Raw genomic sequence first — 24,742 nt, forward strand, 5'->3', positions numbered from 1 at the left:
ATGTTCACCATCCAGATGCTCAACGCGGCCCACGGCGACTGCCTGTGGATCGAATACGGCAACGCGGCGAAACCGCAACGCATCCTGATCGACACCGGCCCGGCCGCGACCTACCAGGCCTCGCTGGCCGACAAGGTGCAGGCCGTGGTCGACGCCGAAGGTCAGTGTGTGTTCGAGCTGTTCGTGATCACCCACATCGACGACGACCACATCGGCAGCTCGCTGCGCTTCCTGGACGAGCTGAACTTCGACACGGTGAAGGTCAAGGACATCTGGTTCAACGGCTACTTCCACCTCTCCAACCTCGTGCCGGCCCAGCTGGGCGCGCTGCAGGGCGAGATGCTGACCGAGCTGATCCAGCGCGGCGGCTGGCCCTGGAACCGGCAGTTCCAGCGCAAGGCGGTGATGGTGCCGGCGTCGGGACCGTTGCCCACACACGCTTTCGCGGGCATGCAGCTCACGCTTCTGTCGCCCAGCTTCGAGCAGCTGCAGGCGCTCAAGCCCGAGTGGGAGAAGACGATCCGCGAAGCCGGCCTGGTGCCCGGCGAGGCCTTCCACGCCGACGAAACCGTGCTGCCTCACGGTTTCCTCGGCGGCGATGTCGAGGACATGGCGACGGAGCCGTTCAAGGAAGACCAGACCCACCCGAACGGATCGAGCATTGCCTTCATCGCCGAATTCGAGGGCAAGCGCGTGCTGTTCGGTGCCGACGCCCACCCGTCGGTGCTGCTGGCGAGCCTGCAGCGCGCACCATTCAAAGGCCGGCCACAGGCGCTGGACGCCTTCAAGCTGGCGCACCACGGCAGCACCCGCAACACCTCGCTGGAGCTACTCGAAGCCTTCCCGGCAAAGCACTACCTGGTCTCGACCACTGGTGCCAAATTCAAGCATCCGGACGAAGAAGCGATCTCCCGGGTGGTGGTGTCGGCGCAGGAGCGGTCGCCGGTGCTGCACTTCAACGTGGAGAGCGCGTTCAACAAGGCCTGGCGCAGCGCCTCGCGGCGCAGCGACTTCGGCTACCGCTGCGAATACGGCACCCCGGAGGACGGCCTGCTGGTGAAGCTGGCGTGACCACCAAGCAGCGGCCATGAAGCGCCTCGTGATCTGCTCGGACGGCACCTGGAACATCCGCGACCAGGTCGACAGGGTCTCGGGCAAGCGCCGGCCGACCAACGTCACCAAGCTGGCGCGCGGCGTGCTGGCGCGCGACGCTCAGGGCATCGACCAGGTCGTCGCCTATTTCGACGGCGTCGGCACCGACGGCGGCCTGGACCGCTTCACCGGCGGCGCATTCGGGCGGGGCATGGAAGACAACGTGCGCGCGATCTACCGCTTCCTGATCTACAACTACGTCGAGGGCGACGAGATCTACCTGTTCGGCTTCAGCCGAGGCGCATTCACCGTGCGCACCCTGGTGGGTTTCATGCACAGGGTCGGTCTGGTGCGCAAGGGCGAGGACTATTTCGTGCCCGAGCTGTACGCGCTCTACGAAAGCCGGCAGGGACAGAACTCCGAGGCCTGGGCGCAGGCCTTCCGCAAGATCAGCCAGCCCCGACCGGCCCCGCCGGTCACCCTGATCGGGGTGTGGGACACCGTCGGCGCCCTCGGCGCGCCGGGCCTGCTGGGCCATCTGTTCAACGGCCGCAAGTACGAATACCACGACGTCGGCCTTCACCCGGAAGTGCGAAACGCCTGCCACGCCATGGCGCTGGACGAGCGACGCAAACCGTTCGCGGTCAACCTGTTCCAGCGCCCTCACGGCTGGCGCGGCACGCTGGAACAGTCCTGGTTTGCGGGCGTGCACAGCGATGTCGGCGGCAGCTACCGGCCCGACGGCCTGGCCAACGAGGCGCTGCACTGGATGGTCGAGCGCGCCGAGCGCCTGGGCCTTGCCTTCGACCACGACTACCTCTCGTTCTTCCAGCCCTGCTTCAACTCGACGCTGCACGACTCATCGTCCTGGTTCTACAAGCTCATTGGCGAGGTGGTGCGCCGGGTGGGTCACCACCGAGACCACGGCGAATGCCTGCACCGTTCGGTGCTCGACCGGATGGCGCACGCGCCCAGCGCCTACCGGCCACCCAACGCGCCCAATCCGAACGGTCCGGCGGCTCTGCCGGTGGCCGACACCCGTCGCATCGCGCGAGGCAAACCCTGCGAGGCGCAGGACTAGGCGGGCAGCTCCCGCAACGCCTGCCCCTCGATCTCGACCAGCAGGTCGCTGCGACAGACATCGGCCTGCACATACACCACCGGCGCGCCACCCAGACGGCGTTCCACCACCGAGCGCACGACATCCAGGTCGGCCGCGTGGCGCACATACGCCCGGTAGCCGAGATCGCCCAGCGCGTACGAACCGCTGCGGGAGTTCGCCGAGGCCTCGACCAGCACGGCAGCGATGTTCTCCAGACTCTCTTCGGTCTGCGCGCGCACGTCGCCCGCGTGCACCGTCTGGTGGCCGACGATGCTGGCCGTGCCGGAGACGAACAGGATTTCCTGCCCCGGCGGGTGCGCCAGGGCGGCGCGCGAGAAGGTCGGGCTGCGCGGGCCGTAGCGGTCGGGGTAGAGGAAGGCGCTGACCTGGCGCGGATTCTCGACCGGCACGATCGGTGTCGGACCCGCCATGAAGGCGATCGTCAGCGGCCCGGTCGCCACCCCGAGCGCACAGGCCGCGGGCACCCGGCCGACCACGCTGCGCGCACCGGCCTCGAAGGCATCGCCCCGGCCCATGTTGAACTGCCGGTAGCGCTCCAGGCCGTGGCTCTCGCCGTTGATGTCGGCCATGTAGTTCCACAGCCGCCACAGGTGGGGCAGGCCCTGCGCATCGAGCAGGCGGAAGATGCGCGCGTAGGCGTCGAACGACGCCTGCTGCAGCGGCGTGTGCGGTGCCTGAGCCGTCACCGCCGCTTCGTCGATCTCGATCACGCCGAACAGCAGGTCGCCACCGCGGCGCCAGGCGATGCCCTCGCTGACACCGGACTGCAGCGGCAACCCGTCCTGCAGCACCCAGCATTCCTGCGACAGCGGCTGTGGCGCCAGCACGGTGGTCTGCAGGCATTGCAATGGCCAGGCCACACGGGCCACGGGCAGGTCGGCCCCGACCCGGGCGCCCCCCAGCACGGCAGCGGCATCGACAGGAAGCGTCGGCAAACAGGACGTCAGGAGCGACAGGCTCATCTCGGACTCATCCACAAAAACGGGGGTTGGTGCGCTCAGGCGATGCGCATCGGGATCGTCACCGGACCGTCGTTGGTCAGGTGCACCTGCATGTCGGCGCCGAAGCGGCCGGTCGCGACCACCGGATGCTGTTCGCGCGCCAGCGCCACGAAGCGGTCGTACAGCGCCTCGCCCAGCGCGGGTGGCGCGGCGCCGGTGAAACCGGGCCGGTTGCCACCTCTGGTGTCGGCGGCCAGCGTGAACTGGCTGACGACCAGCAGGCCGCCGGCCACGTCCTGCACGCTGCGGTTCATCTTGCCCTGCTCGTCGGAAAAGATGCGCAGCTTCAGGATCTTGGACAGCAGCTTCTGGCCCGTGGCCTCGGTGTCCTCCGGTTCGGCGCAGACCAGCACCAGCAGGCCGTGGCCGATCTGCCCCACGGTCTCGCCCGCAATGTCGACGCGGGCCTGGCACACACGTTGCAACAGCGCAATCACAGCGCCCACCCGGCCGCCCGATGGGCGATGAGCGCCCCCTCGGGGGGCAGCGAACCACAAAGTGAGGAGCGTGGGGGCATCAGATCAGGTCCTTCTCGTCGTGCAGGTGCGCCTCGACGTCCATCGGCAGCAGCTGGATGCTGGCGCGCAGGCCCGGCACCGCGCTCATCAGCGCCTGCTCCACGCTGATGCGCAGCGCCGCCGCGCGGCCCAGGGTCCAGGCCGCCGGCATGTGCATGTGCAGGTCGACAAAGCGGCGCTGGCCGGCCTTGCGCGTGCTGACGTGGTCGAAGCGGATGATGGGCGTGTCGCCACGGCTGTGGGCGAATCCGGCCAGGGTCTGCTCGATGGTCGCCTGCACGTCCGGCTCGACCGCCTCGTCCATCAGCCCCTGGCTCGAGCGCCAGATCAGGTGACCGCCTTCCTTGAGGATGTTCAGTGCCACGCCGATGGCGACCACCGCGTCCAGCCAGAGCCAGCCGGTCAGGTGCACCATGGCGATGCCCACGACCACGCCGGCCGAGGTCCAGACGTCGGTCACCAGGTGCTTGGCGTCGGCCTCCAGCGCGATCGAGCGGTGCTGCTTCGCGGCCCGGAACATCACCCAGGCCAGCAGGCCGTTGAGCGCGGAGCTCGCGACCGACAGCGCCAGGCCCCAGCCGACCTGCTCCAGCGGCTGCGGGTCCAGCAGCCGGTGCCCGGCGGCCCAGACGATGCCCAGCGCCGCCACGATGATCAGCACGCCCTCGAAGCCGGAGGAAAAATACTCGGCCTTGTGGTGGCCATAGGGGTGGTCGTCGTCGGCCGGGCGCGCGGCGATGGTCACCATCACCAGGCCGAACACCGCGCTGGCCAGGTTGACCAGCGACTCCATCGCGTCGGACAGCAAGCCCACGGAATCGGTGATGTACCAAGCCAGGGTCTTGAGCGCGATCGTGACCGTGGCGACCACCACCGAGGCCATCAGCATGCGGCGCGGGGTCAGCCAGGAAGAAGCGGAAGATGTCATGGCAGCGATTGTCGCCCGGCGATCGCATGAAACCTTAAGCCTCAAGGACTGTAATTTTGTAACCGCTTGGTACCCGTTCGGTGCCAGAATGGCCCGAGAGCGAGACAAACATGACCACACAGCCAACCTCCGATGACCTGTTCTGGATCGGTCAGACCGACGCCTGGCTGCTGGCCGAGGGCAAACATTTGCGCCCCTGGCAGAAGCTCGGCGCCCACCCGACCACCCTCGGCGGACAGGCCGGCGTCGCCTTCGCCGTCTGGGCGCCGGCCGCGCGCCACGTTGCCCTGACCGGCGACTTCAATGGCTGGCAGCCGCAGTCCATGCGCCACCGGCCCGAGTGCGGTGTCTGGGAACTGTTCGTTCCCGGGGCTGGCGCCGGGAACTGGTACAAGTTCCAGGTCGAAGGCGCCGACGGCCACACGGTCATGAAGACCGACCCCTACGCCCGCGAGACCGAGCTGCCGCCGGGCAATGCGGCCCGCGTCTGCGCGCCGCTGCGCGCCGCCACCGCTCCCGCCGCCCCGCACCAGCGGCCGGCGGTGCCGATGGCGATCTACGAAGTGCACGTCGGCTCCTGGAAACGCCCCGGCGGCTGGGATGTGATGCCGACCTGGGACGACCTGGCGCAGCACCTCGTGCCCTACGCCACCGGATTGGGCTTCACCCACCTCGAACTGCTGCCGGTCAGCGAGCACCCGTTCTATGCCTCCTGGGGCTACCAGCCGACCGGCCTGTACGCGCCGACCGCCCGCTACGGCACGCCCGAAGGCTTCCGCCGCTTCGTCGACGCGGCCCACGCCGCCGGCCTGAAGATCATCCTGGACTGGGTGCCGGCCCACTTCCCGACCGACGAACACGCGCTGGCCCGCTTCGACGGCACGGCGCTGTACGAGCACGCCGACCCGAAGGAAGGCTTCCACCGCGACTGGAACACGCTGATCTACAACTTTGGCCGCAATGAAGTGAAGAACTTCCTGGTCGGCAACGCGCTGTACTGGATCGAGGAATACGGCATCGACGGCCTGCGCGTCGACGCGGTGGCGTCCATGCTCTACCGCGACTACAGCCGGCCCGAGGGCGAGTGGGTGCCCAACCGCGACGGCGGGCGCGAGAACTACGAAGCCATCGCCTTCCTGCGTGAGGTCCACGAGGTGCTGCAGCGCGAAGCGCCGCAGGCCGTCACCATCGCCGAGGAGTCGACCGCGTTTCCCAAAGTGACCGGTGCGGTGCAGGACGGTGGTCTGGGCTTCGACCACAAGTGGAACATGGGCTGGATGCACGACACCCTGGCCTACATGGCGCAGGACCCGGTGCACCGCCGCTGGCACCACCACAAGATGAGCTTCGCGATGATGTATGCGTACAGCGAAGACTATGTGCTGCCGCTCTCGCACGACGAGGTGGTGCACGGCAAGGGTTCGCTGCTGGCCAAGATGAGCGGCGACCACTGGCAGCAGCTGGCCAACCTGCGCGCGCTCTACGCCTGGATGTATGCGCACCCGGGCAAGAAGCTGCTGTTCATGGGCGCCGAGCTGGCGCAGCCGACCGAGTGGAACCACGACGCCGAGCTGCCCTGGCACCTGCTGGAGCAACCGGGCCACGCCGGCGTGCAGAACCTGGTGCACGACCTCAACACGCTCTACCGCACCCAGCCCGCCCTGCACGCGCGCGACACCGATCCCGACAACTTCCGCTGGCTGGTGGTCGACGACGCCGACCAGTCGGTGATGGCCTTCGTGCGCTTCGGGTCTGCGCTGGAAGACACCCTGGTCGCGGTGGCGAACTTCACACCGGTGGTGCGCCACAACTACCGCGTCGGCCTGCCGCACGACGGCGCCTGGACCGAGCGCCTGAACACCGACTCCAGCCACTATGGCGGCAGCAACGTCGGCAACCACGGGCGCGTCATGGCCGAGTCGCAAGCGATGCACGGCCAACAGTGGTCTGCTCCGCTGAGCTTGCCTCCGCTGGGCGTCTTGTGGCTGAAGAAGGAATGACCTCCCTGCGCCGCTTTGCGTCTTCCCCCCTGGAAGGGGGGGCGCACCCTGTGGCCCGGCCAAGCCGGTTCCACGGGGGCCCTGGCGGCTTCGCCTTGCCGGCCTTGGGGGCGCAGTTGGACGAACGGGATGGCGCGGCAGGGGTGTGCTTCTCTGTCTGGGCGCCCGAGGCGACGGCGGTGGAGGTGCAACTGTTCGGTGCGGACCGTGCATCCGCCGGCACGGTGTCGCTGGACGCGGCGGGCGATGGCCTGTGGACGCGCTTCGTGCCCGGTCTGGCGGCCGGCCAGGCCTATGGCCTGCGCGCGCATGGCCCCTGGAATCCCGCCGCGGGGCACCGCTTCAACCCGGCCCGGCTGCTGATCGACCCCTGGGCGCTGGGGCTGGCGGGCGACACGGCGCGGCTGGCCCTGCAGGTCGGCCATGCGGTGGCCGACCCGCTCAAACCCGACCAGCACTGGGCGCAGCATCGGCCCGAGCCGGCCGACAACGCGGCCGCCATGCCGCTGAGCCTCGTGGTGGATGCGGCCGCCGAGCTGACGGCCGGCGCCACGATCGCACCGCGCCCGGCCATCGCGACCGACCGCGTGGTGCTCTACGAAACCCATGTGAAGGCGCTGACGCGCCTGCACCCGGCCGTGCCGCCCGCGCAACGCGGCACCTACGCCGGCCTGGCGCACCCGGCCGTGCTGGCGCACCTGCAGCGGCTGGGCGTGACCACGGTCTGCCTGCTGCCGGTGCACGCCCACCTCAGCGAGCGCCACCTGCTGGCGCGCGGCCTGGTCAACCACTGGGGCTACAACACGCTGAATGCCTTCGCCCCCGACGCCGGCTACGCGGCCTGCACCGCCGGGCGCGATCCGGTCGACGCGGCCGAGGCGCAGGCGGTGCGCGACGAGTTCCGCACCATGGTCGACGCGCTGCACCGCGCCGGCATCGAGGTGGTGCTGGACGTGGTGTTCAACCACACGGCCGAGAGCGACCTCGACGGCCCCACGCTGAGCTGGCGCGGGCTCGGACAGAACCACTGGTACGCCATGGGCGAACACGGCGTGCCGCACAACTTCAGCGGCTGCGGCAACAGCCTGAACGTGAGCGAACCGCGCGTGGTCCAGTGGGTCACCGACAGCCTGCGCTGGTGGGTCCAGGCCTACGGCGTCGACGGCTTCCGCTTTGATCTGGCGGTGTCGCTGGGCCGCGTGGCGGCGCAGGGCCACGGCTTCGACCGCCACGCGCCGCTGCTGACCGCGATGCAACAGGATCCGGTGCTGCGGGGCGTGCGCCTGATCGCCGAGCCCTGGGACATCGGGCCGGACGGCCACCGCACCAGCGGCTTCGCGCCCGGCTGGCTCGAATGGAACGACGCCTTCCGCGACGGCGTGCGCGCCTTCTGGCTCGGCCACCCGGCCACGCGCAGCGAACTCGCGACCCGCGTCTGCGGCAGCGGCGACAAGTTCCGCCACAGCGCGCGCAGCCCGCTCGCCAGCGTCAACCTGCTGACCGCGCACGACGGCTTCAACCTGGCCGACCTGACCGCCTACACCCAGAAACACAACCAAGCCAACGGCGAAGACAACCGCGACGGCCACGGCCACAACCTCGGCGCCAACGGCGGTGCCGAAGGCCCGAGCAACGACCCGGCCGTGCTGCACCAGCGCAGCCTCTGGCGCCGCGCCCTGCTGGCCACGCTGTTCTGTGCCCAGGGCACGCCGCAGCTGCTGGCCGGCGACGAGATCGGCCACAGCCAGCGCGGCAACAACAACGCCTACTGCCAGGACAACGCCCTGACCTGGCTCGACTGGACCCAGGCCAACGGCGAACTGAGCACCTTCGTGGCCGGTCTCACCGCCCTGCGCCGCCGGCACCCGGGCCTGCGCCATGCGCGCTGGTTCGACGGCCATGCGCCATCGCCCGGCCAGGCGCCGGACATCGCCTGGAGCGACCTCGACGGATCGCCGCTGCCCGACCACGCCTGGCACGATTCGGCCCACCGCAGCCTGGTCGCGCGCATCGTGGTCGGCGAACCCGGTGAGGTGGCGACGGAAGAACTGCTGCTGGTCTGGCACACCGGCGGTGCGTGCACATTGCAGCTGCCGCCGGGGCGCTGGTCGCTGCGGCTGGACAGCGCGAAGGCGCTCGTGACCGGTGGCGAAGACGGCGACAGCGGCGGGGGACAATGGCCCGAAGGCCAGCGGCCCCTGGATGCGCCCACGGTGTGCGTGCTGGTCCGGGCCTTGCATGGCCCGCAAGACCCCTCCTGATCCCGCACACATGAACGCCACCGTCCATCCCCTTCTCGCGCGCCGCACCAGCGGTGTGCTGCTGCACATCACCAGCCTGCCCGGCCCCCACGGCTGCGGCGACCTCGGCCCGGCCGCGCGCCACTTCGTCGACTGGCTGGCCGCGGCCGGCCAGACCCTCTGGCAGGTGCTGCCGCTCTCGCCCGCCGGCCCCGGCAACTCGCCCTACCAGAGCGTCTCGGCCTTCGCCGGCAACCCGCTGATGGTCGATCTCGACGACCTGGTGCAGCAAGGCTGGCTGCCCTGGACACCTCGCCAGGGTTTCGACCACCACCGCAGCGACTTCGAGCGCGTCGCGCCCTGGCGCATGGCCTGCCTGCGCAAGGCCTGGAACGGGTTTGCCGAGCGCGCCAGCGACGAATGCCGCGCCGCGCTGGCGGCGTTCTGCGCCGAACACGCGCACTGGCTCGACGACTACGCCCTCTTCATGGTGCTGGACGAGCGCTACGGCGGCCCGTGGTCGCGCTGGCCCGACGCCCTGGCCCGGCGCGACGCCGACGCGCTGGACGAGGTGCGGGCGCAGTCGGCCCACGGCCTGGGCTTCTGGCGCTTCGTGCAGTGGCGCTTCTGGGTCCAGTGGCAGGCGCTGCGCGACTACGCGCGCCTGCACGGCGTGCAGATCGTCGGCGACGCGCCGATCTTCGTCGCCCACCACAGCGCCGATGTCTGGGCCCACGCCGACGAATTCCTGCTCGACGAACGCCTGGAGCCGCACGTGGTGGCCGGCGTGCCGCCCGACTACTTCAGCGCCACCGGACAACGCTGGGGCAACCCGCTCTACAACTGGGACACCATGGCCCACCGCGACTTCCGCTGGTGGAAAGACCGGCTGGCGCACCAGTTCCGGCAGGTCGATATTGTGCGGCTGGACCATTTCCGCGGTTTCGAAGCGCACTGGGAGATCCCGGCCAGCGAACCGACCGCCGTCGCCGGCCAGTGGCAGCCCGGCCCCGGCCTGCGCCTGTTCGAGGCGATCAGCGCCGAACTGGGGCCGCTGCCCATCATTGCCGAAGACCTGGGCCTGATCACGCCCGAGGTCACCGCGCTGCGCGAGGCCTGCGGCTTCCCGGGCATGCGCATCCTGCAGTTCGCCTTCGGCAGCGGGCCCAAGAACCCTTACCTGCCGCACAACCTCGAGCGCCACGCCGTCGCCTACACCGGCACCCACGACAACGAGACCACCCTCGGCTGGTGGGCCAGCGCGCCGACCGGCGAGAAGGCCGCGGCGCGCGACTACCTCGGGCCGTGCATCGACACCGAGCCGCACTGGACCCTGGTCCGCGCGACCTCGCAATCGGTGGTCAACACCGTGGTGGTGCCGTTCCAGGACGTGCTGGGCCTGGACACCCGCCACCGCATGAACACCCCCGGCATGGCCACCGGCTGCTGGGAGTGGCGCTTCGAATGGAGCCAGGTGAACCACGAACCGGCCCTGCGGCTGGCCGCGATGACCCGGGCCCACGGCCGCTGGCCGGAACACTGACCACTTTCCCCCCAAAGACAGGAGACAACCATGGACAAGCAATCCCCCCAGTACCTGGCCAAGCGCACCATCGGTCTGGTGCTCGCTGGCGGGCGTGGCTCGCGGCTGAAGGCCCTGACGGACCGGCGCACCAAGCCGGCGGTGTACTTCGGCGGCAAGTTCCGCATCATCGATTTCGCGCTGTCCAACTGCCTGAACTCGGGCGTGCGCCGCATCGGCGTGCTCACGCAATACAAGTCGCACTCGCTGCTGCGCCACCTGCAGCGCGGCTGGAGCTTCCTGCGCAACGAGTTCAACGAGTTCATCGACCTGCTGCCCGCGCAGCAGCGCATGGACGACGAGAGCTGGTACCTGGGCACCGCCGACGCGGTCTACCAGAACCTGGACATCCTGCGCGCGCACAACCCCGAATACATCCTGATCCTGGCCGGTGACCACATCTACAAGATGGACTACGCCGAGCTGATCGCCGACCACGTGGCGCAAGGCAAGAAATGCACCGTGGCCTGCATCGAGGTGCCGATCGCCGAAGCGAGTGCCTTCGGCGTGATGGCCATCGATGAGCAGCGCCGCATCGTCGAGTTCGTCGAGAAACCGGCGAACCCGCCGGCCATGCCCGGCAAGCCCGAGGTCTCGCTGGCCAGCATGGGCATCTACGTGTTCGACGCCCAGCACCTGTTCGCCGCGCTGGAAAAGGACGCGGCCACGCCCGGCTCCAGCCGCGACTTCGGCAAGGACGTGATCCCCGCCATGGTGGCCGAGGGCCAGGCCGTGGCGCACCCGTTCGGCCTGTCCTGCGTCAAGAGCTCGCCCGAGGCGCCGGCCTACTGGCGCGACGTCGGGACCGTGGAGGCCTACTGGGCCGCCAACCTGGACCTGACCAACACGATTCCCGAGCTGGACATGTACGACCGCGACTGGCCGATCTGGACCTACCAGGAGCAGCTGCCGCCGGCCAAGTTCGTGTTCAACGACGACGGCCGCCGCGGCAGCGCGGTGGACTCCCTGGTGTCGGGCGGCTGCATCATTTCCGGCGGTTCGGTGAACCGCTCGGTGCTGTTCTCCAAGGTGCACATCCATTCCTACGCCGAGGTCGACGAGGCCGTGCTGCTGCCCGAGGTGGACGTGGGCCGCGGCTGCAAGCTGCGCAAGGTGGTGATCGACAACGGCTGCGTGATCCCCGAGGGCATGCAGATCGGCTTCGACGCCGCCGAAGACGAGCGCCGCTTCTACCGCTCGGAAGGCGGCGTGGTCCTGGTGACCAAAGAAATGCTCGCCAGGCTGTCATGAGCGCCGCCCGGCCGTTCCGAAGGCGCTCAGCCCCGCAGCGCGAAACACGGAGGGAAGTCCGATGAGTCCGCGCGTTCTCTACGTCTGTTCCGAGGTGTTCCCGCTGCTCAAGACCGGCGGTCTGGCCGACGTGAGCGCGGGCCTGCCGCCGGCGCTGGCGGCACAGGGGGCGGACGTTCGCTTGCTGCTGCCGGCGTTTCCAGCGGTGGTGGCGGGCGTGACGCCCGATGGCCCGAGCCTGCTGGTGCCTGCGGGCGGCAGCATGGGCCTGCCCGCCGGCCTGGGGCCGCACCCCGGCACCACGCCCGGCCCGACGCCCTGGCTGCAACGCGGACGCATCGAGGCCACCGGCCAGCCGGTGATGCTGCTGCACGCGCCGGGCCTGCTCGACCGGCCCGGCAACCCCTACCACGATGCCCAGGGCCACCCCTGGCCCGACAGCGCCGAGCAGTTCGCCTGGCTGGGCTGGGCCGCCGCGCTGCTGGGCACCGGTCTGGACGGTGGCTGGATCCCCGACGTGGTGCATGGCCACGACTGGCACACCGGTCTGGCCTTCGCCTACCTGGACCGCCTCGCGGCCGCCGGTCACCGCCGCCCGGCCACCGTGTTCACCATCCACAACCTGGCCTACCAGGGCGTGTTCGACGCCACGACCCGCGAGCGCCTGGGCCTGCCCGACGCGCTCTTCCACATGCAGGGCCTGGAGTTCCACGGCCACGTCTCGTTCATGAAGGCCGGCCTGCACTACGCCGACGCCATCACCACCGTCAGCCCGACCTACGCGCGCGAGATCACCGGCGACGAGCAGGGCTGCGGCCTCGACGGCGTGCTGCGCGAGCGGCGCGACCGCCTGCACGGCATCCTCAACGGCGTCGACGACGCGGTCTGGGATCCGGCGAACGACGCCCTCGTGAAACCCGGCTACAGCGCCGACGACCTGCGCGGCAAAGCCGCCGCCAAGGCGCGGCTGCAGCAGCGACTGGGCCTGAAGACCGATCCCGACGCGCTGCTGTTCTGCGTCGTCAGCCGCCTGACCGAACAGAAGGGCCTGCACCTGCTGCCCGGCGTGGTCGACGAGCTGGTGGCCTGCGGCGGCCAGCTGGCCGTGCTCGGCGCGGGCGACCCGCTGATCGAACAGGCCCTGCAGCACGCCGCCCAGCGCCACCCTGGCGCGGTCGGCCTCCACATCGGCTACGACGAAGCGCTGGCGCACGGCCTGATCGCCGGCAGCGACGTGATCCTCGTGCCCTCGCGCTTCGAACCCTGCGGCCTGACCCAGCTCTACGGCCTGCGCTACGGCACGCTGCCGCTGGTGCGCGCCGTCGGCGGCCTGGTCGACACCGTCACCGACAGCAGCCTGGAAAACCTCGACGACGGCAGCGCCAGCGGCTTCGTGTTCCACGAACTCGACGAGGCGTCGCTGCTCTCGGCAATGCGCCGTGCCTTCGCGCTGCGCCGCCGCGAGGCCGACTGGCGCGCGGTCCAGCGCCACGCGATGGCGCTGCGCTTCGACTGGGCCCGCGCCGCCGCCGACACCCTGCGGGTCTACACCCAGGCCCAGGCCGACGCCACTGGCACAGCTTCTGCTTGAGCCCTCTCACCCACCGCTTTTCCCGCCCCCACATGCCCAACACCCCCCTGACGCCCACCGTGGGCACCGCCACCGCACCGTTTGAGTACGACCACCTGGAAAACAGCGTCGCCGCGCTGCGCAAGTCGATCGCCAACCGCCTCGTCTACGCCGTCGGCAAGGACCTGCGCTCGGCCACCCGCCGCGACTGGCTGTTCGCCCTGTTCCACGCGGTGCGCGACCGCACCATGCACCGCTGGCGCGAGACCCTGGCGGTCTCGCAGGACAGCGACGCCAAGCGCGTGTACTACCTGTCGATGGAGTTCCTGACCGGCCGCGCACTGACCAACGCCCTGCTGGCGGTCGGCATCTACGACGACGCGAAAGAGGCCTGCACCCAGCTCGGCGCCGACTTCGACGCGCTGATCGACCTGGAGACCGACGCCGGCCTGGGCAACGGCGGCCTCGGGCGCCTGGCGGCCTGTTTCCTGGACTCGATGGCCACGGTCGGCCTGCCCGGCATGGGCTACGGCATCCGCTACGACTTCGGCATGTTTGCGCAGAAGATCGTCGACGGCCGCCAGGTCGAGGAGCCCGACTACTGGCTGGTCAACGGCAACCCCTGGGAATTCATGCGCCCCGAGTTCAGCTACCCGGTGCAGTTCGGCGGCCGGCTGGTGCAGGAAGGCGAGCATGTGCGCTGGGTCGACACCGACGACGTGATCGCCACCGCCTACGACAGCGGCGTGCCCGGCCACGAACTCAGCAGCGTCTCCACGCTGCGCCTGTGGACCGCGCGCGCCACCAGCGGCATCAACCTCGACGCCTTCAACAAGGGCGACTACATGCGTGCCGTGGAGGCCAAGAACGAGTCCGAGAACGTCTCCCGCGTGCTCTATCCCGACGACTCGACCGAACACGGCAAGGAACTGCGCCTGCGCCAGGAGTACTTCTTCGTCAGCGCCTCGCTGCAGGACATCCTGCGGCGCTACCTCAAGAGCCACGGCAGCTTCGACCAGCTGGCCGACAAGGTCGCGATCCACCTCAACGACACCCACCCGGCGCTGGCCGTGCCCGAGCTGATGCGCCTGCTGGTGGACGAACACCACCTGGAATGGGACGCCGCCTGGAGCCTGTGCCAGCGCATCTTCAGCTACACCAACCACACGCTGATGAGCGAGGCGCTGGAGACCTGGCCGGTGGAGATGATGGGACGGCTGCTGCCGCGCCACCTGCGCATCGTCTACGACCTCAACGCCCGTTTCCTGGCCGAGGTGCACGACCGCTTCCCCAATGAAAACGACCTGCTGCGCCGCATCTCGCTGATCGACGAACACGGCCAGCGCCGCGTGCGCATGGCCTACCTCTCGGTGCTGGCCAGCCACAAGATCAACGGCGTCTCGGCCCTGCACAGCAACCTTATGGTCGAGACCATCTTTGCCGACTTCGCGCGCCTGTGGCCCGAGCGCTTCAACAACAAGACCAACGGCATCACGCCGCGCCGCTGGCTCTCGCAGGCCAACCGGCCGCTGTCGGCGCTGATCGATGCCCGCATCGGCACCACCTGGCGCCGCCACCTCGACGAACTCAGCGCATTGCGCCCGCTGGCCGAGGACGCCGAGTTCCAGAGCGCCTTCCGCCTGGCCAAGACGCAGAACAAGAAGCGCCTGGCCGAGCGCATCGCCAAAGAGACCGGCATCGTCGTCAACACCGACAGCCTGTTCGACGTGCAGATCAAGCGCATGCACGAATACAAGCGCCAGCTGCTCAACGTGCTGCACGTGGTCACGCGCTACCAGCAGATCCTCGCCCGCCCCAACCACAACTGGGTGCCGCGCACCGTGATCTTCGGCGGCAAGGCGGCCTCGGCCTACTACATGGCCAAGCTGGTGATCAAGCTGATCAACGACGTCGCGCGCACCGTCAACAACGACAAGCGCATCGGCGACAAGCTCAAGGTGGTGTTCCTGCCGAACTACCGCGTCTCGCTGGCCGAGGTGATCATTCCGGCGGCCGACCTGTCCGAGCAGATCTCGACCGCCGGCACCGAAGCCTCGGGCACCGGCAACATGAAGTTCGCGCTCAACGGCGCGCTGACCATCGGCACCTGGGACGGCGCCAACATCGAGATCGCCGAGAACGTCGGGCTGGACAACATCTTCATCTTCGGCAACCGCACCGAACAGGTCGCGGCCCTGCGCGCCAGCGGCTACAACCCGCGCCGCTACTACGACCACAACTACGACCTCAAGACCGCGATCGACCGGATCGCCGAAGGCGCCTTCAGCCCCGAGCAGCCCAACCGCTTCCACGACATCACGCGCACGCTGCTGGAGTCGGACTACTACCTGCTGCTGGCCGACTACGCCGACTACATCGCCACGCAACAGAAGGTCGACGACCTCTACCGCCGCCCCAGCGAGTGGGCGCGGCAGGCGATCCTGAACGTCGCCGGCATGGGCGCGTTCTCGTCGGACCGCACGATCCGCGAATACGCCGACGACATCTGGAACGTGAAGCCGCTGTTCCAGTAGCCCCACGCTCCGCCGCTGCGCGGGTCGCTGCCCCCCGAGGGGGCTGGACCAGCCTTGGGGCGGCCCGGCGGCTGGCCCGCTTGAGCCCCCACGCTCCGCCACTGCGCGGGTCGCGTGACAGAATCCGCCGCATGCGCAACACGCGGTCGGGTCTGTGGTGGTGGGTCGGCGGGGCGGTGGTCTCGCTGGCGGGTGCCATCCTGCTCGCCCGCCAGTCCATCGACGAGCAGCGCGCGCTGTTCGAGACCGACGCCCGCATCGTGCACCGCCTGCTGAGCCAGCAGACGGTGCAGCACGACGCCATCCTCGACACGCTCGCCCTGCTGCAGCCCGGACCGGACAGCGCCGGCGCCACGCCGCCGGAGCAGCGCCTGCCCGCGCTCTATCCCCACATCCTCGCGGTGCAGCGGCGCGACCGCGGTGCCGCCTGGCCCGAGGCCGCGCTGACCGAGGCCGAAACGCGATCGAAGCAGGGCCGCCGTGCCGCGCTGGCCGGCCTGGACCTGGCGTCCGGCCGCTACCGGCTGGTGCTGGCGGCCGAGCCCGCGTCCTACGCGCTGACCATCGACCTCAAGGGCATGGTCCCCTGGAGCGAATGGCCGATGAAGCCCGGCACCAGCCCGGTGCAGGTGCGGCTGGAGCACGAGGGCCAGCAGTTCGAACTGCAACCCGGCGACACCGCCGCGCTGTCGGCCGCTGGCGGCTGGCGGTTCGAATTCCACAAGCACCTCGCGGCCGCGAGCCAGCCGTTTGACGTGGTGGCCCGCCAGCGCATGGGCTGGTCGCAACTGCCCTGGGGACGGATGCTGGGCTGGGTCGCCGTGGTGGCCAGCGTGCTGGCCCTGCTGGCGCAATGGCAGCGCCAGCGCACCGCCCGGCGCCGCGCCGAAGAACTGCTGCGCCTGGGCCAGGTCGCGCGCCTGAACACGCTGGGCGAGCTCGCCGCGGGCATGGCGCACGAACTCAACCAGCCGCTGACCGCCGTGCTGGCCAACACGCAGGCCGCGCAGCGCCTGCTGGCCGACGAGCCGCCCGAGCTGGACACCGCGCGCCAGGCCATGGCCCAGGCCGCCGCGCAGGCGCGCCGCGCCGCCGACGTGGTGGGCCGCCTGCGTTCGGCGGTCGAGCGCCCCCGGCAGACGGGGGCCGGCGACGGCGAGGTGGACCTGGCCGCAGCGCTGGAACGTGCATTGCATCTGCTCGAACCCGAATGCCGCCGTCGCGACGTGGTGCCCACACTGCAGGCGCCGGAAGCGGTGCCGGTCAGCGCCGATCCGGTGGCGGTGGACCAGATCGTGCACAACCTGCTGATGAACGCGCTGCAGGCCATGGAAGCGGTGGAGCCCTCGCGGCGCGCCCTGACGCTGTCGGTCGGCAGCACCGGCGCTCAGGGCGAGCTGGCCGTCGCCGACCGCGGCCCCGGCATCGCGTCCGAAGCGCTGCCACGCCTGTTCGAGCCCTTCTTCTCCACCCGCGAAGGCGGCCTGGGCCTGGGTCTGCCGCTGTGCGAAACGCTGGCGCAAGGCATGGGCGGCTCGCTCACCGCCGCCAACCGGCCCGACGGCGGCGCGGTGTTCACGCTGCGCCTGCCCTTGAAAGACGCCGCATGACCAGCCTCTCGCCCACCATCCACCTGATCGACGACGACGCGGCCGTGCGCGAAAGCCTCGCATTGCTGATCGGCACCGTGGGCCTGCGCGTGACCGCCTGGGCCGAGCCACAGGCCTTCCTGAGCGGCTTCGACCGCGAGGCCATCGGTGCCATCGTGCTGGACGTCCGCATGCCCGGCATCAGCGGCCTGACCGTGCTCGACACCCTGGTCGCCCAAGGCGTGGACCAGCCGGTGATCATGCTCACTGGCCACGGCACGGTGGACATGTGCCGCCGCGCCTTCAAGGCCGGCGCGGCCGAGTTCCTGGAAAAACCGGTCAACGACGAGCTGCTGATCGAGGCGCTGCAGAACGCGGTGCGCCAGCACGTGCGCTCGCGCGAGCGCCACCAGGCCGACCGCGAAGCGCGCGAGCGCCATGCGCAGCTGTCCGAGCGCGAACGCGAGGTGCTGGGACTGATCGTGGCGGGCCTGACCAACAAGGAGATCGGCCGCGCGCTCGACCTCTCGCCGCGCACCGTCGAGACCCACCGCGCCAACCTGTTCGCCAAGCTGCAGGCCGAGTCGCTGGCGCAGCTGATCCGGCGCTACGCGGCGCTGGTCGACGAACACGACGCCGGCTGAAGTCCCCCCCGCGCCGCCGCGCGTCACCCCCCAGGGGGGCGGCACTGGCCGTCCGGCAAAGCCGGCCCGGCGGTGCCTCCGGACGGCCTGCTTCATGTGTCGCGGATCACGCTCCGGCGCGGTGAACATGGGCATGCCTGCGGCCACTGCTCCGTAGTTCTACGGAGCCCCGCGCGTAGCCCTCCGAATGGTGCGAAAGGGCGCGAATTCCTACAGTTCTCCCACGGTTGATCGAACCGCCAACACCGAAGGAGAACCCCATGAAAGCCATCGTTTCCGCCTCTGCCATCGCCCTGTCCCTGATCGCCAGCGCCGCCAGCGCCCAGGCCGTGCGCACCGAAAAGAACATGTCGCTCGAACTGGCGAACCAGATCGCCGCCGCCACCGTCGCCGCCTGCAGCGCCAGCAACTACAACGTGACCGCCGCCGTGGTCGACCGCGCCGGCACCCTGCGCGCCCTGCAACGCGCCGACAACGCCGGCCCGCACACCGTGGGTGCCGCACAAGGCAAGGCCTTCACCTCGGCCTCGGCCAAGGCCCCGACCAGCGCGATGCTGGAGAACGTGCAGAAGAACCCCGGTGCCGCGACGCTGGTCGACATCCCCGGCTTCCTGATCCTGGGTGGCGGTGTGCCGGTCAAGGTCGGCAACGAAGTGATCGGCGCGGTCGGCGTGGGCGGTGCGCCCGGCGGCCACCTGGACGAGCAGTGCGCGAACGCCGGCATTGCCAAGGTCGCGGACCTGCTGAAGTGAACACGCTCCGGGTCATGGCGCTGGCCCTGTCGCTGGCGTTCGGCGGTGTCACCGCCCAGGCCCAGGTCGCGCCCAGCGCGGCCGAGGCCGCGGCCTACACCGGCCTGCACATGGCGGCGCACAAGGGCGACGTCGCCAAGGTCCAGCGGCTCGTGGCCTCTGGAGCGGCACTGAACGCCACCGACGGCTACGGTCGCACGCCGCTGCACGTGGCGGCGTTCGCCCGTCAGCGGGAGGTGATCCGGGCGCTGGCCAAGGCCGGCGCCGACCTGAACCTGCTGGAGAACGACCGCTACGACGGGGTCACGATTGCAGCGGTCGCGGACGACGAGGAGACGCTGAAGGTCTTGTTGCAGCTCGGCGCGAGTGCGAAGCAGGTGACCAGCCGCTACGACGGCACGGCCCTGATCGCGGCGGCGCACCTGGGGCACGACGGTGTGGTGCGGCAATTGATCGCCGCCGGCGCGCCGCTGGACCATGTGAACAACCTGCACTGGACGGCGGTGATCGAGTCGATCGTGCTGGGCGATGGGGGTGCGCGGCACCAGGCGACGCTGAAGGCGCTGATCGATGCGGGGGCGAATCTGCAGTTGGCGGACCGCAGTGGTCAGGCGCCTCTTGCCTTGGCCAAAGCCCGTGGGTTCACGGCCATGGTTGCTTTGCTGGAGAAGGCTGGGGCTCGGTGAGCCTCGCTCGCTCCTGCGCTTCCTCCATGGTTGGAAGGGCTGGGGTGGCCGACTCCGCTCATGTCCCCCGGGGCCGCGGCGCGGCCCCTCCTCCTTTACTTCGCTGCGTCAGCCACCCCAGCCCTTCCAACCGAACAAGAACGGGCGATCCCAAAGTGGATCGCCCACATCAGCTCGAATCGGGGTGACAGCGCGTTCTGTGCAGTGAGGTAAAGGAGGAGGACCGGCTCAGCCGGTCCGGGGGACACGAACGGAACAGAGCGCGCTGTCGCCCCGGTCCCGCACACCAGCAGGCGTGAAAATCAGGCCAAAGTCACGCGAGCAAACTTCCGCTTGCCCACCTGCACGACATACACACCGGCGCCCAGCTTCAAGCCCTTGTCGCTGACCACCGAAGAATCGATCCGCACACCACCGCCGTCGATCAGCCGGTTGCCCTCGCCGTTGGAGGCCACCAGCCCGGCCGCGTTCAGCAGCGCCGCCACGCCCATCGGCGCGCCCGACAAAGACACCTCCGGAATCTCGTCCGGCACACCGCCTTTGCTGCGGTTGATGAAATCCTGTTCGGCCGCATCGGCCGCCGCCGCGCTGTGGAAGCGGGCCGTGATCTCCTTGGCCAGCATCACCTTCGCGTCCTTGGGGTTGCGGCCGCCCTCCACTTCCTTCTTCAGCGCCTCGATCTCGGCCATCGACTTGAAGGACAGCAAGGTGAACCAGCGCCACATCAGCGTGTCCGAGATCGACAGCACCTTGGCGAACATGGTGTTGGGCTCTTCGGTGATGCCGATGTAGTTGTTCTTGGACTTGGACATCTTCTCGACGCCGTCCAGGCCCTCCAGCAGCGGCATGGTCAGGATGCACTGCGGCTCCTGCCCGTACTCCTGCTGCAGGTGGCGCCCCATCAGCAGGTTGAACTTCTGATCGGTCCCGCCCAGCTCCAGGTCGCTTTTCAGCGCCACCGAGTCGTAGCCCTGCATCAGCGGGTAGAGGAACTCGTGCACGCTGATCGGCGTGCCGGCCTTGAAACGGTCGTGGAAGTCGTTGCGCTCCATCATGCGCGCCACCGTGTACTTGGCAGCCAGCTGGATCATGCCCATCGAGCCCAGCGGTAGCGACCACTCACTGTTGTAGCGGATCTCTGTTTTTGCGGGGTCCAGCACCAGGCTGGCCTGCTTGTAGTAGGTCTCGGCGTTGGCCTTGATCTGCTCGGGCGTGAGCGGCGGGCGGGTGCTGTTGCGGCCCGAGGGGTCGCCAATCAGACTGGTGAAGTCGCCGATCAGGAAAATCACCTGGTGGCCCAGGTCCTGCAGCTGGCGCATCTTGTTGAGCACCACCGTGTGGCCGATGTGGATGTCCGGCGCGGTCGGGTCCAGGCCCAGCTTGATCCGCAGCGGAACACCGGTCTGCTCCGATTTCGTGAGCTTTTTGACCCAGTCGTCTTGCGGAATCAGCTCATCGCAGCCCCGCAGCGTGACAGCCAGCGCCTCACGCACACCGTCCGTCGGAGACACACCTGAAACATCGGTATCGCTGTGATTCATAAGGGTTTTTTCAGAGACGCCAGCCCCCCTGTGGGGCTATACTTTTGAGTTTGGTGAGCCCCGGATTCTAGTGGGCCGCCCTCCTGCCCACCACTGCAGGCGCTCGCGGGCGCCGCATCCAACGCCTCGCAGGCTCGGAATCCGATTTTGAAGTTTTCTTCCCGCCAGAATCCTCTGCCCACCCTGGCCCGGTCGTCCGGTCGCTCACTGCTTGAAAGCCTCGCCCGCCATCCGCGCCGCGTGATGGCCGGCGTGGGTGCGCTGCTGCTGGGCACCGGTGTCACCGCCTTCGGCATCGCCCCGCTCGCCCCCGACGCCGCCCTGCTGCCCGTGCAACAGGTGGTCGAAGAGTTGTCGATCGCCCCGCTGACCGACGCCGGCCTGCCGCTGGGCACCGGCATGACCCTGTACCGCAGCGACACCATCCGCCGCGACGACACTCCGCAAAGCCTGCTGCAACGCCTGGGCGTGCGCGACACCGAAGCCCAGGCTCTGATGCGCAACGACGCCACGGTGCGCCAGCTGTTCGAAGGCCGCTCCGGCAAGCTGGTGACGGTCGAAGCCGATGCACAGCAACAGCTGCTCAAGCTGAGCGCGCGCTGGCTGCCCGACGACGGCCGCCTGTTCCAGCGCCTCGTGATCGAACGCGGTGCCCAGGGCCTGCAGTCGCGCATCGAATCGGCCGAGCTGACCGTCACGCCGCGCCTGGCCAGCGGCGTGATCCGCTCCTCCCTGTTTGCCGCCACCGACGCCGCCGACCTGCCCGATGCCGTTGCGGTGCAACTGGCGGAAATGTTCTCCGGCGACATCGACTTCCGCCGCGATCTGCGCGAAGGCGACCGTTTTGCCGTGGTCTACGAAAGCCTGGAAGCCGATGGCGAGCCGATGCGCGCAGGCCGTGTGCTCAGCGCCGAGTTCGTCAACAACGGCCACGAACACCAGGCCGTGTGGTTCGAGGAGCCCGGACTCAAGGGTGCCTTCTACGGTTTCGACGGCTCCAGTTCCCGCAAGTCGTTCCTGGCCTCGCCGCTGGAATTCTCGCGCGTGAGCAGCGGCTACGGCATGCGCTTCCATCCTATCTCCGGGCAGCAGAAGGCCCACCTGGGCGTGGACTATGCCGCGCCGAGCGGCACGCCCGTGCGCACCATTGGCGATGGCGTGGTCCGCTTTGCGGGCTGGCAAAACGGCTACGGCAACATCATCGAGATCCAGCACAAGGACAACCAGCTGACCAAGTTCGCCCACCTCAGCCGCATCGATGTCCACACCGGACAGAAGGTGGCGCAAGGCGAATTCATCGGCGCCGTCGGCACCACCGGCTCGTCGACGGGCCCGCACCTGCACTTCGAATTCCGGATCAAGGGCGAGCCGCTCGATCCGCTGGAAGTGGCCCGCCACGGTGAAAACATCCCGGTCAGCCCGGCCGCCCGCGCCCGCTTCGATGCCGTGGCCAAGGCCATGCGCCAGCAGCTCGACGCCGCCGCCACCGTGCAGCAAGCCAAGGCCGAATAAGCCGCCGTTGCAGGAGGCTGCGCCGCGTGCAGCCAACAAAAAAGGAGCGCCTGGCGCTCCTTTTTTTGTTTCCGCGTCAACCGCGGTCAACGCCTGGGTTCAGACGCTGAAGCTCGAACCGCAGCCGCAGGTGGTCGAGGCGTTGGGGTTCTTGATCACGAACTGGGCACCTTCGAGATCTTCCTTGTAGTCGATCTCGGCGCCGACCAGATACTGGTAGCTCATGGCATCGATCAGCAGCGACACACCATTCTTGGTCATCTGCGTGTCGTCTTCGTTGACCACCTCGTCGAAGGTGAACCCGTACTGGAAGCCGGAGCAGCCGCCGCCCTGCACGAACACGCGCAGCTTCAGGTCAGGATTGCCCTCTTCGGCCACCAGTTCGGCCACCTTGGCGGCAGCGCTGTCGGTGAAGACCAGCGGGGCGGGCATTTCGGTCTGGATGTTTTCGGCAACGGCGCTCATGGTGTTCCTCGTAACGGCGGTTCGGACAGCGTGCAAGACGGCTTACACGGGCAATGCCCGAATGCTATAGCAAATCACTCGGGATTGTGCTCAGGCGTTGTTTGCCGCCAGTTTCAGTGTGGGTTTGTCTTCGGCACCACCGGTCATGGGCTTGAGCTGACCGGAGATGGTGGCGCCCTGGTGCATTTCCAGCGCCTTGTACGACACATCGCCTTCGATGCGCGCCTTGGGCTGCAGTTCCAGCAGGTCAAACGCGAGCACCGGTCCCTTGACGGTGCCGTTGATGATCACGTGGTCGGCGTGGATCTGGCCGGTCACGCTGGCGGTCTCGCTGATCACCAGGATGCTCGACTGTTCTTCGCTGGCCCGGATGTCACCGACCACATCGCCGTCCACGCGCAGGCCGTCGTGGAACACCACGTTGCCGTCGATGCGGGTGCCCTGGGCGATCAGGCTCTTGATGGGGGGCTGCTTTTTCTTGTTGAACATGGAGGCTCCTGCAACGACGGCGGTCAGAGTTTGATGGTGTGCAGGACCTTCACGGCCCCACCCTGGAGAATCTTGGCGGTCACGGTTTTTACCACGGCCTGTGCGGGCACGTCCACCAGCCCCTCCTGCCGCAGGTAGCCCTTGATGAGCACCGGCTGGGGCGCCGGCGACTGCAGCGCCGTCCACGGTTTGCCATCGAGCGTGCCGGTGAAGCTGACCTCCAGCTGGCCCTTGAATTCGGGCGCATTCTTCTCGGCCTGGATCATCAGCACCTGCCACTTCAGCTGCGCTTCGCCGACCTTCTCCACCTGCAACCCGCGGATGCTCAAGGCATCGCTGCCGGAGCCCGGAATCAGGCGCTCGAAAAAGCCCAGGTCGGTGCGCAGGGTCTGGTTGTCGGTCTGCAATTGCTTGATTTGCAGCGACAGCTGCTCCTGCGCGGCCTTCTCCGCCGTCAAGAGGCTCTCGGAAGTGTTGGCGATCGACTGTGCCCGGCCCAGGTCTGCGCGCAGCTGCTGCACCTCGCTGCGCAAGGTGTCCAGCTCCTGCTTGGCATTGCGGTCCAGGCCTGCGATGTCCTTGCCGAACTCGAAGGCCCACAGCGCCAGCGCGCCGGAAAAGCCCAGCACGACCGCGGCCAGCAACCAGCGCAGCGGCCAGGGCGTGTGGCTGCGGATCGCCATGCGCGGGGCGCTGACGGTCAGTCTTCGGCGCAGCAGGCGCAACCTCATCGGACGTTTCCTCTTCGCAAGTGAAGGCCCACAGAAAACAAAAACCGCCCCAAGACAAGCCTGAAGGCGGTTTTTGCGGCAGTGACCAGCGAATTAACGCTTGCTGAACTGCTTGGCGCGGCGTGCGGAACGCAGACCGACCTTTTTACGTTCGACTTCGCGGGCGTCGCGGGTCACGTAACCGGCTTGCGACAGACCCGACTTCAGGGTCGCGTCGTAGTCGATCAGGGCGCGGGTGATGCCGTGGCGGACGGCGCCGGCCTGGCCGGATTCACCGCCACCGTGCACGTTCACCTGGATGTCGAAGGTCTCGGCATGGTTCGTCAGCAGCAGGGGCTGCTTGGCGATCATGATGGAAGTCTCGCGGCCAAAGTAGGCTTGGATGTCCTTGCCATTGACCGTGATCTTGCCGGTGCCTTTTTTCAGAAACACACGGGCGACGCTGGATTTGCGACGGCCGGTGCCATTGTTCCATTCACCAATCATCTCAAGGC

At 68.8% G+C, this 24,742-nt stretch carries 21 protein-coding genes; 13 read left to right on the top strand and 8 right to left on the bottom strand.

The window, feature by feature from the left end; translation table 11 throughout:
* Positions 1-1,071, top strand: a complete 1,071-nt coding sequence (locus ACS5NL_RS12585) for an MBL fold metallo-hydrolase (RefSeq protein ID WP_439354166.1) — start codon at positions 1-3, stop codon at positions 1,069-1,071.
* 16 nt (positions 1,072-1,087) lie between these two features.
* Positions 1,088-2,173: a T6SS phospholipase effector Tle1-like catalytic domain-containing protein gene (locus ACS5NL_RS12590; RefSeq protein ID WP_439354167.1), complete on the top strand. Its 1,086-nt coding sequence runs from the start codon at positions 1,088-1,090 to the stop codon at positions 2,171-2,173.
* Here ACS5NL_RS12590 and ACS5NL_RS12595 read toward each other — a convergent pair.
* The 3 genes from ACS5NL_RS12595 to ACS5NL_RS12605 form a co-directional block, all read right to left on the bottom strand.
* Complete coding sequence (locus ACS5NL_RS12595; protein ID WP_439354168.1) at positions 2,170-3,177, bottom strand: chorismate transformation FkbO/Hyg5 family protein; 1,008 nt, start codon at positions 3,175-3,177, stop codon at positions 2,170-2,172. The two genes, ACS5NL_RS12590 and ACS5NL_RS12595, sit on opposite strands and share 4 nt — an antisense overlap.
* Before the next feature lie 35 nt (positions 3,178-3,212).
* Entirely contained in the window at positions 3,213-3,653 is a 441-nt protein-coding gene (gene dtd, locus ACS5NL_RS12600) for a D-aminoacyl-tRNA deacylase (RefSeq protein WP_439354212.1), read from the bottom strand.
* A 79-nt stretch (positions 3,654-3,732) separates the two neighbouring features.
* Positions 3,733-4,662, bottom strand: a complete 930-nt coding sequence (locus tag ACS5NL_RS12605) for a cation diffusion facilitator family transporter (protein ID WP_439354169.1) — start codon at positions 4,660-4,662, stop codon at positions 3,733-3,735.
* A gap of 110 nt (positions 4,663-4,772) precedes the next feature.
* Between ACS5NL_RS12605 and glgB the strand changes: the two genes are divergently transcribed.
* From glgB to ACS5NL_RS12655, 10 genes are all read left to right on the top strand, one after another.
* Positions 4,773-6,662: a 1,4-alpha-glucan branching protein GlgB gene (gene glgB / locus ACS5NL_RS12610; RefSeq protein WP_439354170.1), complete on the top strand. Its 1,890-nt coding sequence runs from the start codon at positions 4,773-4,775 to the stop codon at positions 6,660-6,662.
* Positions 6,659-8,923 carry a glycogen debranching protein GlgX gene (glgX, locus tag ACS5NL_RS12615; protein WP_439354171.1) on the top strand — a complete coding sequence of 755 codons (2,265 nt, stop codon included), beginning with the start codon at positions 6,659-6,661 and terminating at the stop codon, positions 8,921-8,923. The genes glgB and glgX overlap by 4 nt, the downstream gene beginning before the upstream one ends.
* A gap of 10 nt (positions 8,924-8,933) precedes the next feature.
* Complete coding sequence (gene malQ, locus ACS5NL_RS12620; protein ID WP_439354172.1) at positions 8,934-10,445, top strand: 4-alpha-glucanotransferase; 1,512 nt, start codon at positions 8,934-8,936, stop codon at positions 10,443-10,445.
* Positions 10,446-10,475: 30 nt separating this feature from the next.
* Positions 10,476-11,735: a glucose-1-phosphate adenylyltransferase gene (gene glgC, locus ACS5NL_RS12625; RefSeq protein ID WP_439354173.1), complete on the top strand. Its 1,260-nt coding sequence runs from the start codon at positions 10,476-10,478 to the stop codon at positions 11,733-11,735.
* A 61-nt stretch (positions 11,736-11,796) separates the two neighbouring features.
* The gene (gene glgA, locus ACS5NL_RS12630) at positions 11,797-13,326 is read left to right on the top strand and encodes a glycogen synthase GlgA (protein WP_439354174.1); all 1,530 of its coding nucleotides are present in this window, start codon (positions 11,797-11,799) and stop codon (positions 13,324-13,326) included.
* A gap of 32 nt (positions 13,327-13,358) precedes the next feature.
* The gene (locus ACS5NL_RS12635) at positions 13,359-15,839 is read left to right on the top strand and encodes a glycogen/starch/alpha-glucan phosphorylase (protein WP_439354175.1); all 2,481 of its coding nucleotides are present in this window, start codon (positions 13,359-13,361) and stop codon (positions 15,837-15,839) included.
* A 131-nt stretch (positions 15,840-15,970) separates the two neighbouring features.
* Positions 15,971-17,449, top strand: coding sequence for a sensor histidine kinase (locus tag ACS5NL_RS12640; protein ID WP_439354176.1), 1,479 nt, complete (start codon positions 15,971-15,973; stop codon positions 17,447-17,449).
* The gene (locus ACS5NL_RS12645) at positions 17,446-18,072 is read left to right on the top strand and encodes a response regulator transcription factor (RefSeq protein ID WP_439354177.1); all 627 of its coding nucleotides are present in this window, start codon (positions 17,446-17,448) and stop codon (positions 18,070-18,072) included. Before ACS5NL_RS12640 ends, ACS5NL_RS12645 begins: the two co-directional genes overlap by 4 nt.
* Positions 18,073-18,332: 260 nt before the next feature.
* Positions 18,333-18,824, top strand: a complete 492-nt coding sequence (locus tag ACS5NL_RS12650) for a GlcG/HbpS family heme-binding protein (RefSeq protein ID WP_439354178.1) — start codon at positions 18,333-18,335, stop codon at positions 18,822-18,824.
* A 14-nt stretch (positions 18,825-18,838) separates the two neighbouring features.
* The gene (locus ACS5NL_RS12655; protein WP_439354213.1) at positions 18,839-19,510 is read left to right on the top strand and encodes an ankyrin repeat domain-containing protein; all 672 of its coding nucleotides are present in this window, start codon (positions 18,839-18,841) and stop codon (positions 19,508-19,510) included.
* Positions 19,511-19,812: 302 nt separating this feature from the next.
* Here ACS5NL_RS12655 and tyrS read toward each other — a convergent pair whose 3' ends face one another.
* Positions 19,813-21,051, bottom strand: coding sequence for a tyrosine--tRNA ligase (tyrS, locus tag ACS5NL_RS12660; protein WP_439354179.1), 1,239 nt, complete (start codon positions 21,049-21,051; stop codon positions 19,813-19,815).
* Positions 21,052-21,198: 147 nt separating this feature from the next.
* Here tyrS and ACS5NL_RS12665 point away from each other — a divergent pair, with 147 nt between their 5' ends.
* Entirely contained in the window at positions 21,199-22,563 is a 1,365-nt protein-coding gene (locus tag ACS5NL_RS12665) for a M23 family metallopeptidase (protein WP_439354180.1), read from the top strand.
* A gap of 99 nt (positions 22,564-22,662) precedes the next feature.
* On the opposite strand, the gene erpA is transcribed toward ACS5NL_RS12665, so the two are convergent.
* The 4 genes from erpA to rpsI form a co-directional block, all read right to left on the bottom strand.
* Positions 22,663-23,028 (bottom strand): iron-sulfur cluster insertion protein ErpA, encoded by a 366-nt coding sequence (gene erpA, locus ACS5NL_RS12670; RefSeq protein WP_439354181.1) that lies wholly within the window; start codon positions 23,026-23,028, stop codon positions 22,663-22,665.
* A gap of 90 nt (positions 23,029-23,118) precedes the next feature.
* Complete coding sequence (locus ACS5NL_RS12675) at positions 23,119-23,517, bottom strand: bactofilin family protein (RefSeq protein ID WP_439354182.1); 399 nt, start codon at positions 23,515-23,517, stop codon at positions 23,119-23,121.
* A 23-nt stretch (positions 23,518-23,540) separates the two neighbouring features.
* Positions 23,541-24,248 carry a DUF6776 family protein gene (locus tag ACS5NL_RS12680; RefSeq protein WP_439354183.1) on the bottom strand — a complete coding sequence of 236 codons (708 nt, stop codon included), beginning with the start codon at positions 24,246-24,248 and terminating at the stop codon, positions 23,541-23,543.
* A gap of 93 nt (positions 24,249-24,341) precedes the next feature.
* Complete coding sequence (gene rpsI, locus ACS5NL_RS12685) at positions 24,342-24,734, bottom strand: 30S ribosomal protein S9 (RefSeq protein ID WP_411366064.1); 393 nt, start codon at positions 24,732-24,734, stop codon at positions 24,342-24,344.
* Between the last annotated feature and the right edge of the window lie 8 nt (positions 24,735-24,742).

The sequence above is a fragment of the Hydrogenophaga sedimenti genome (assembly GCF_051857515.1).
Classification (GTDB): Bacteria; Pseudomonadota; Gammaproteobacteria; order Burkholderiales; family Burkholderiaceae_C; genus Hydrogenophaga.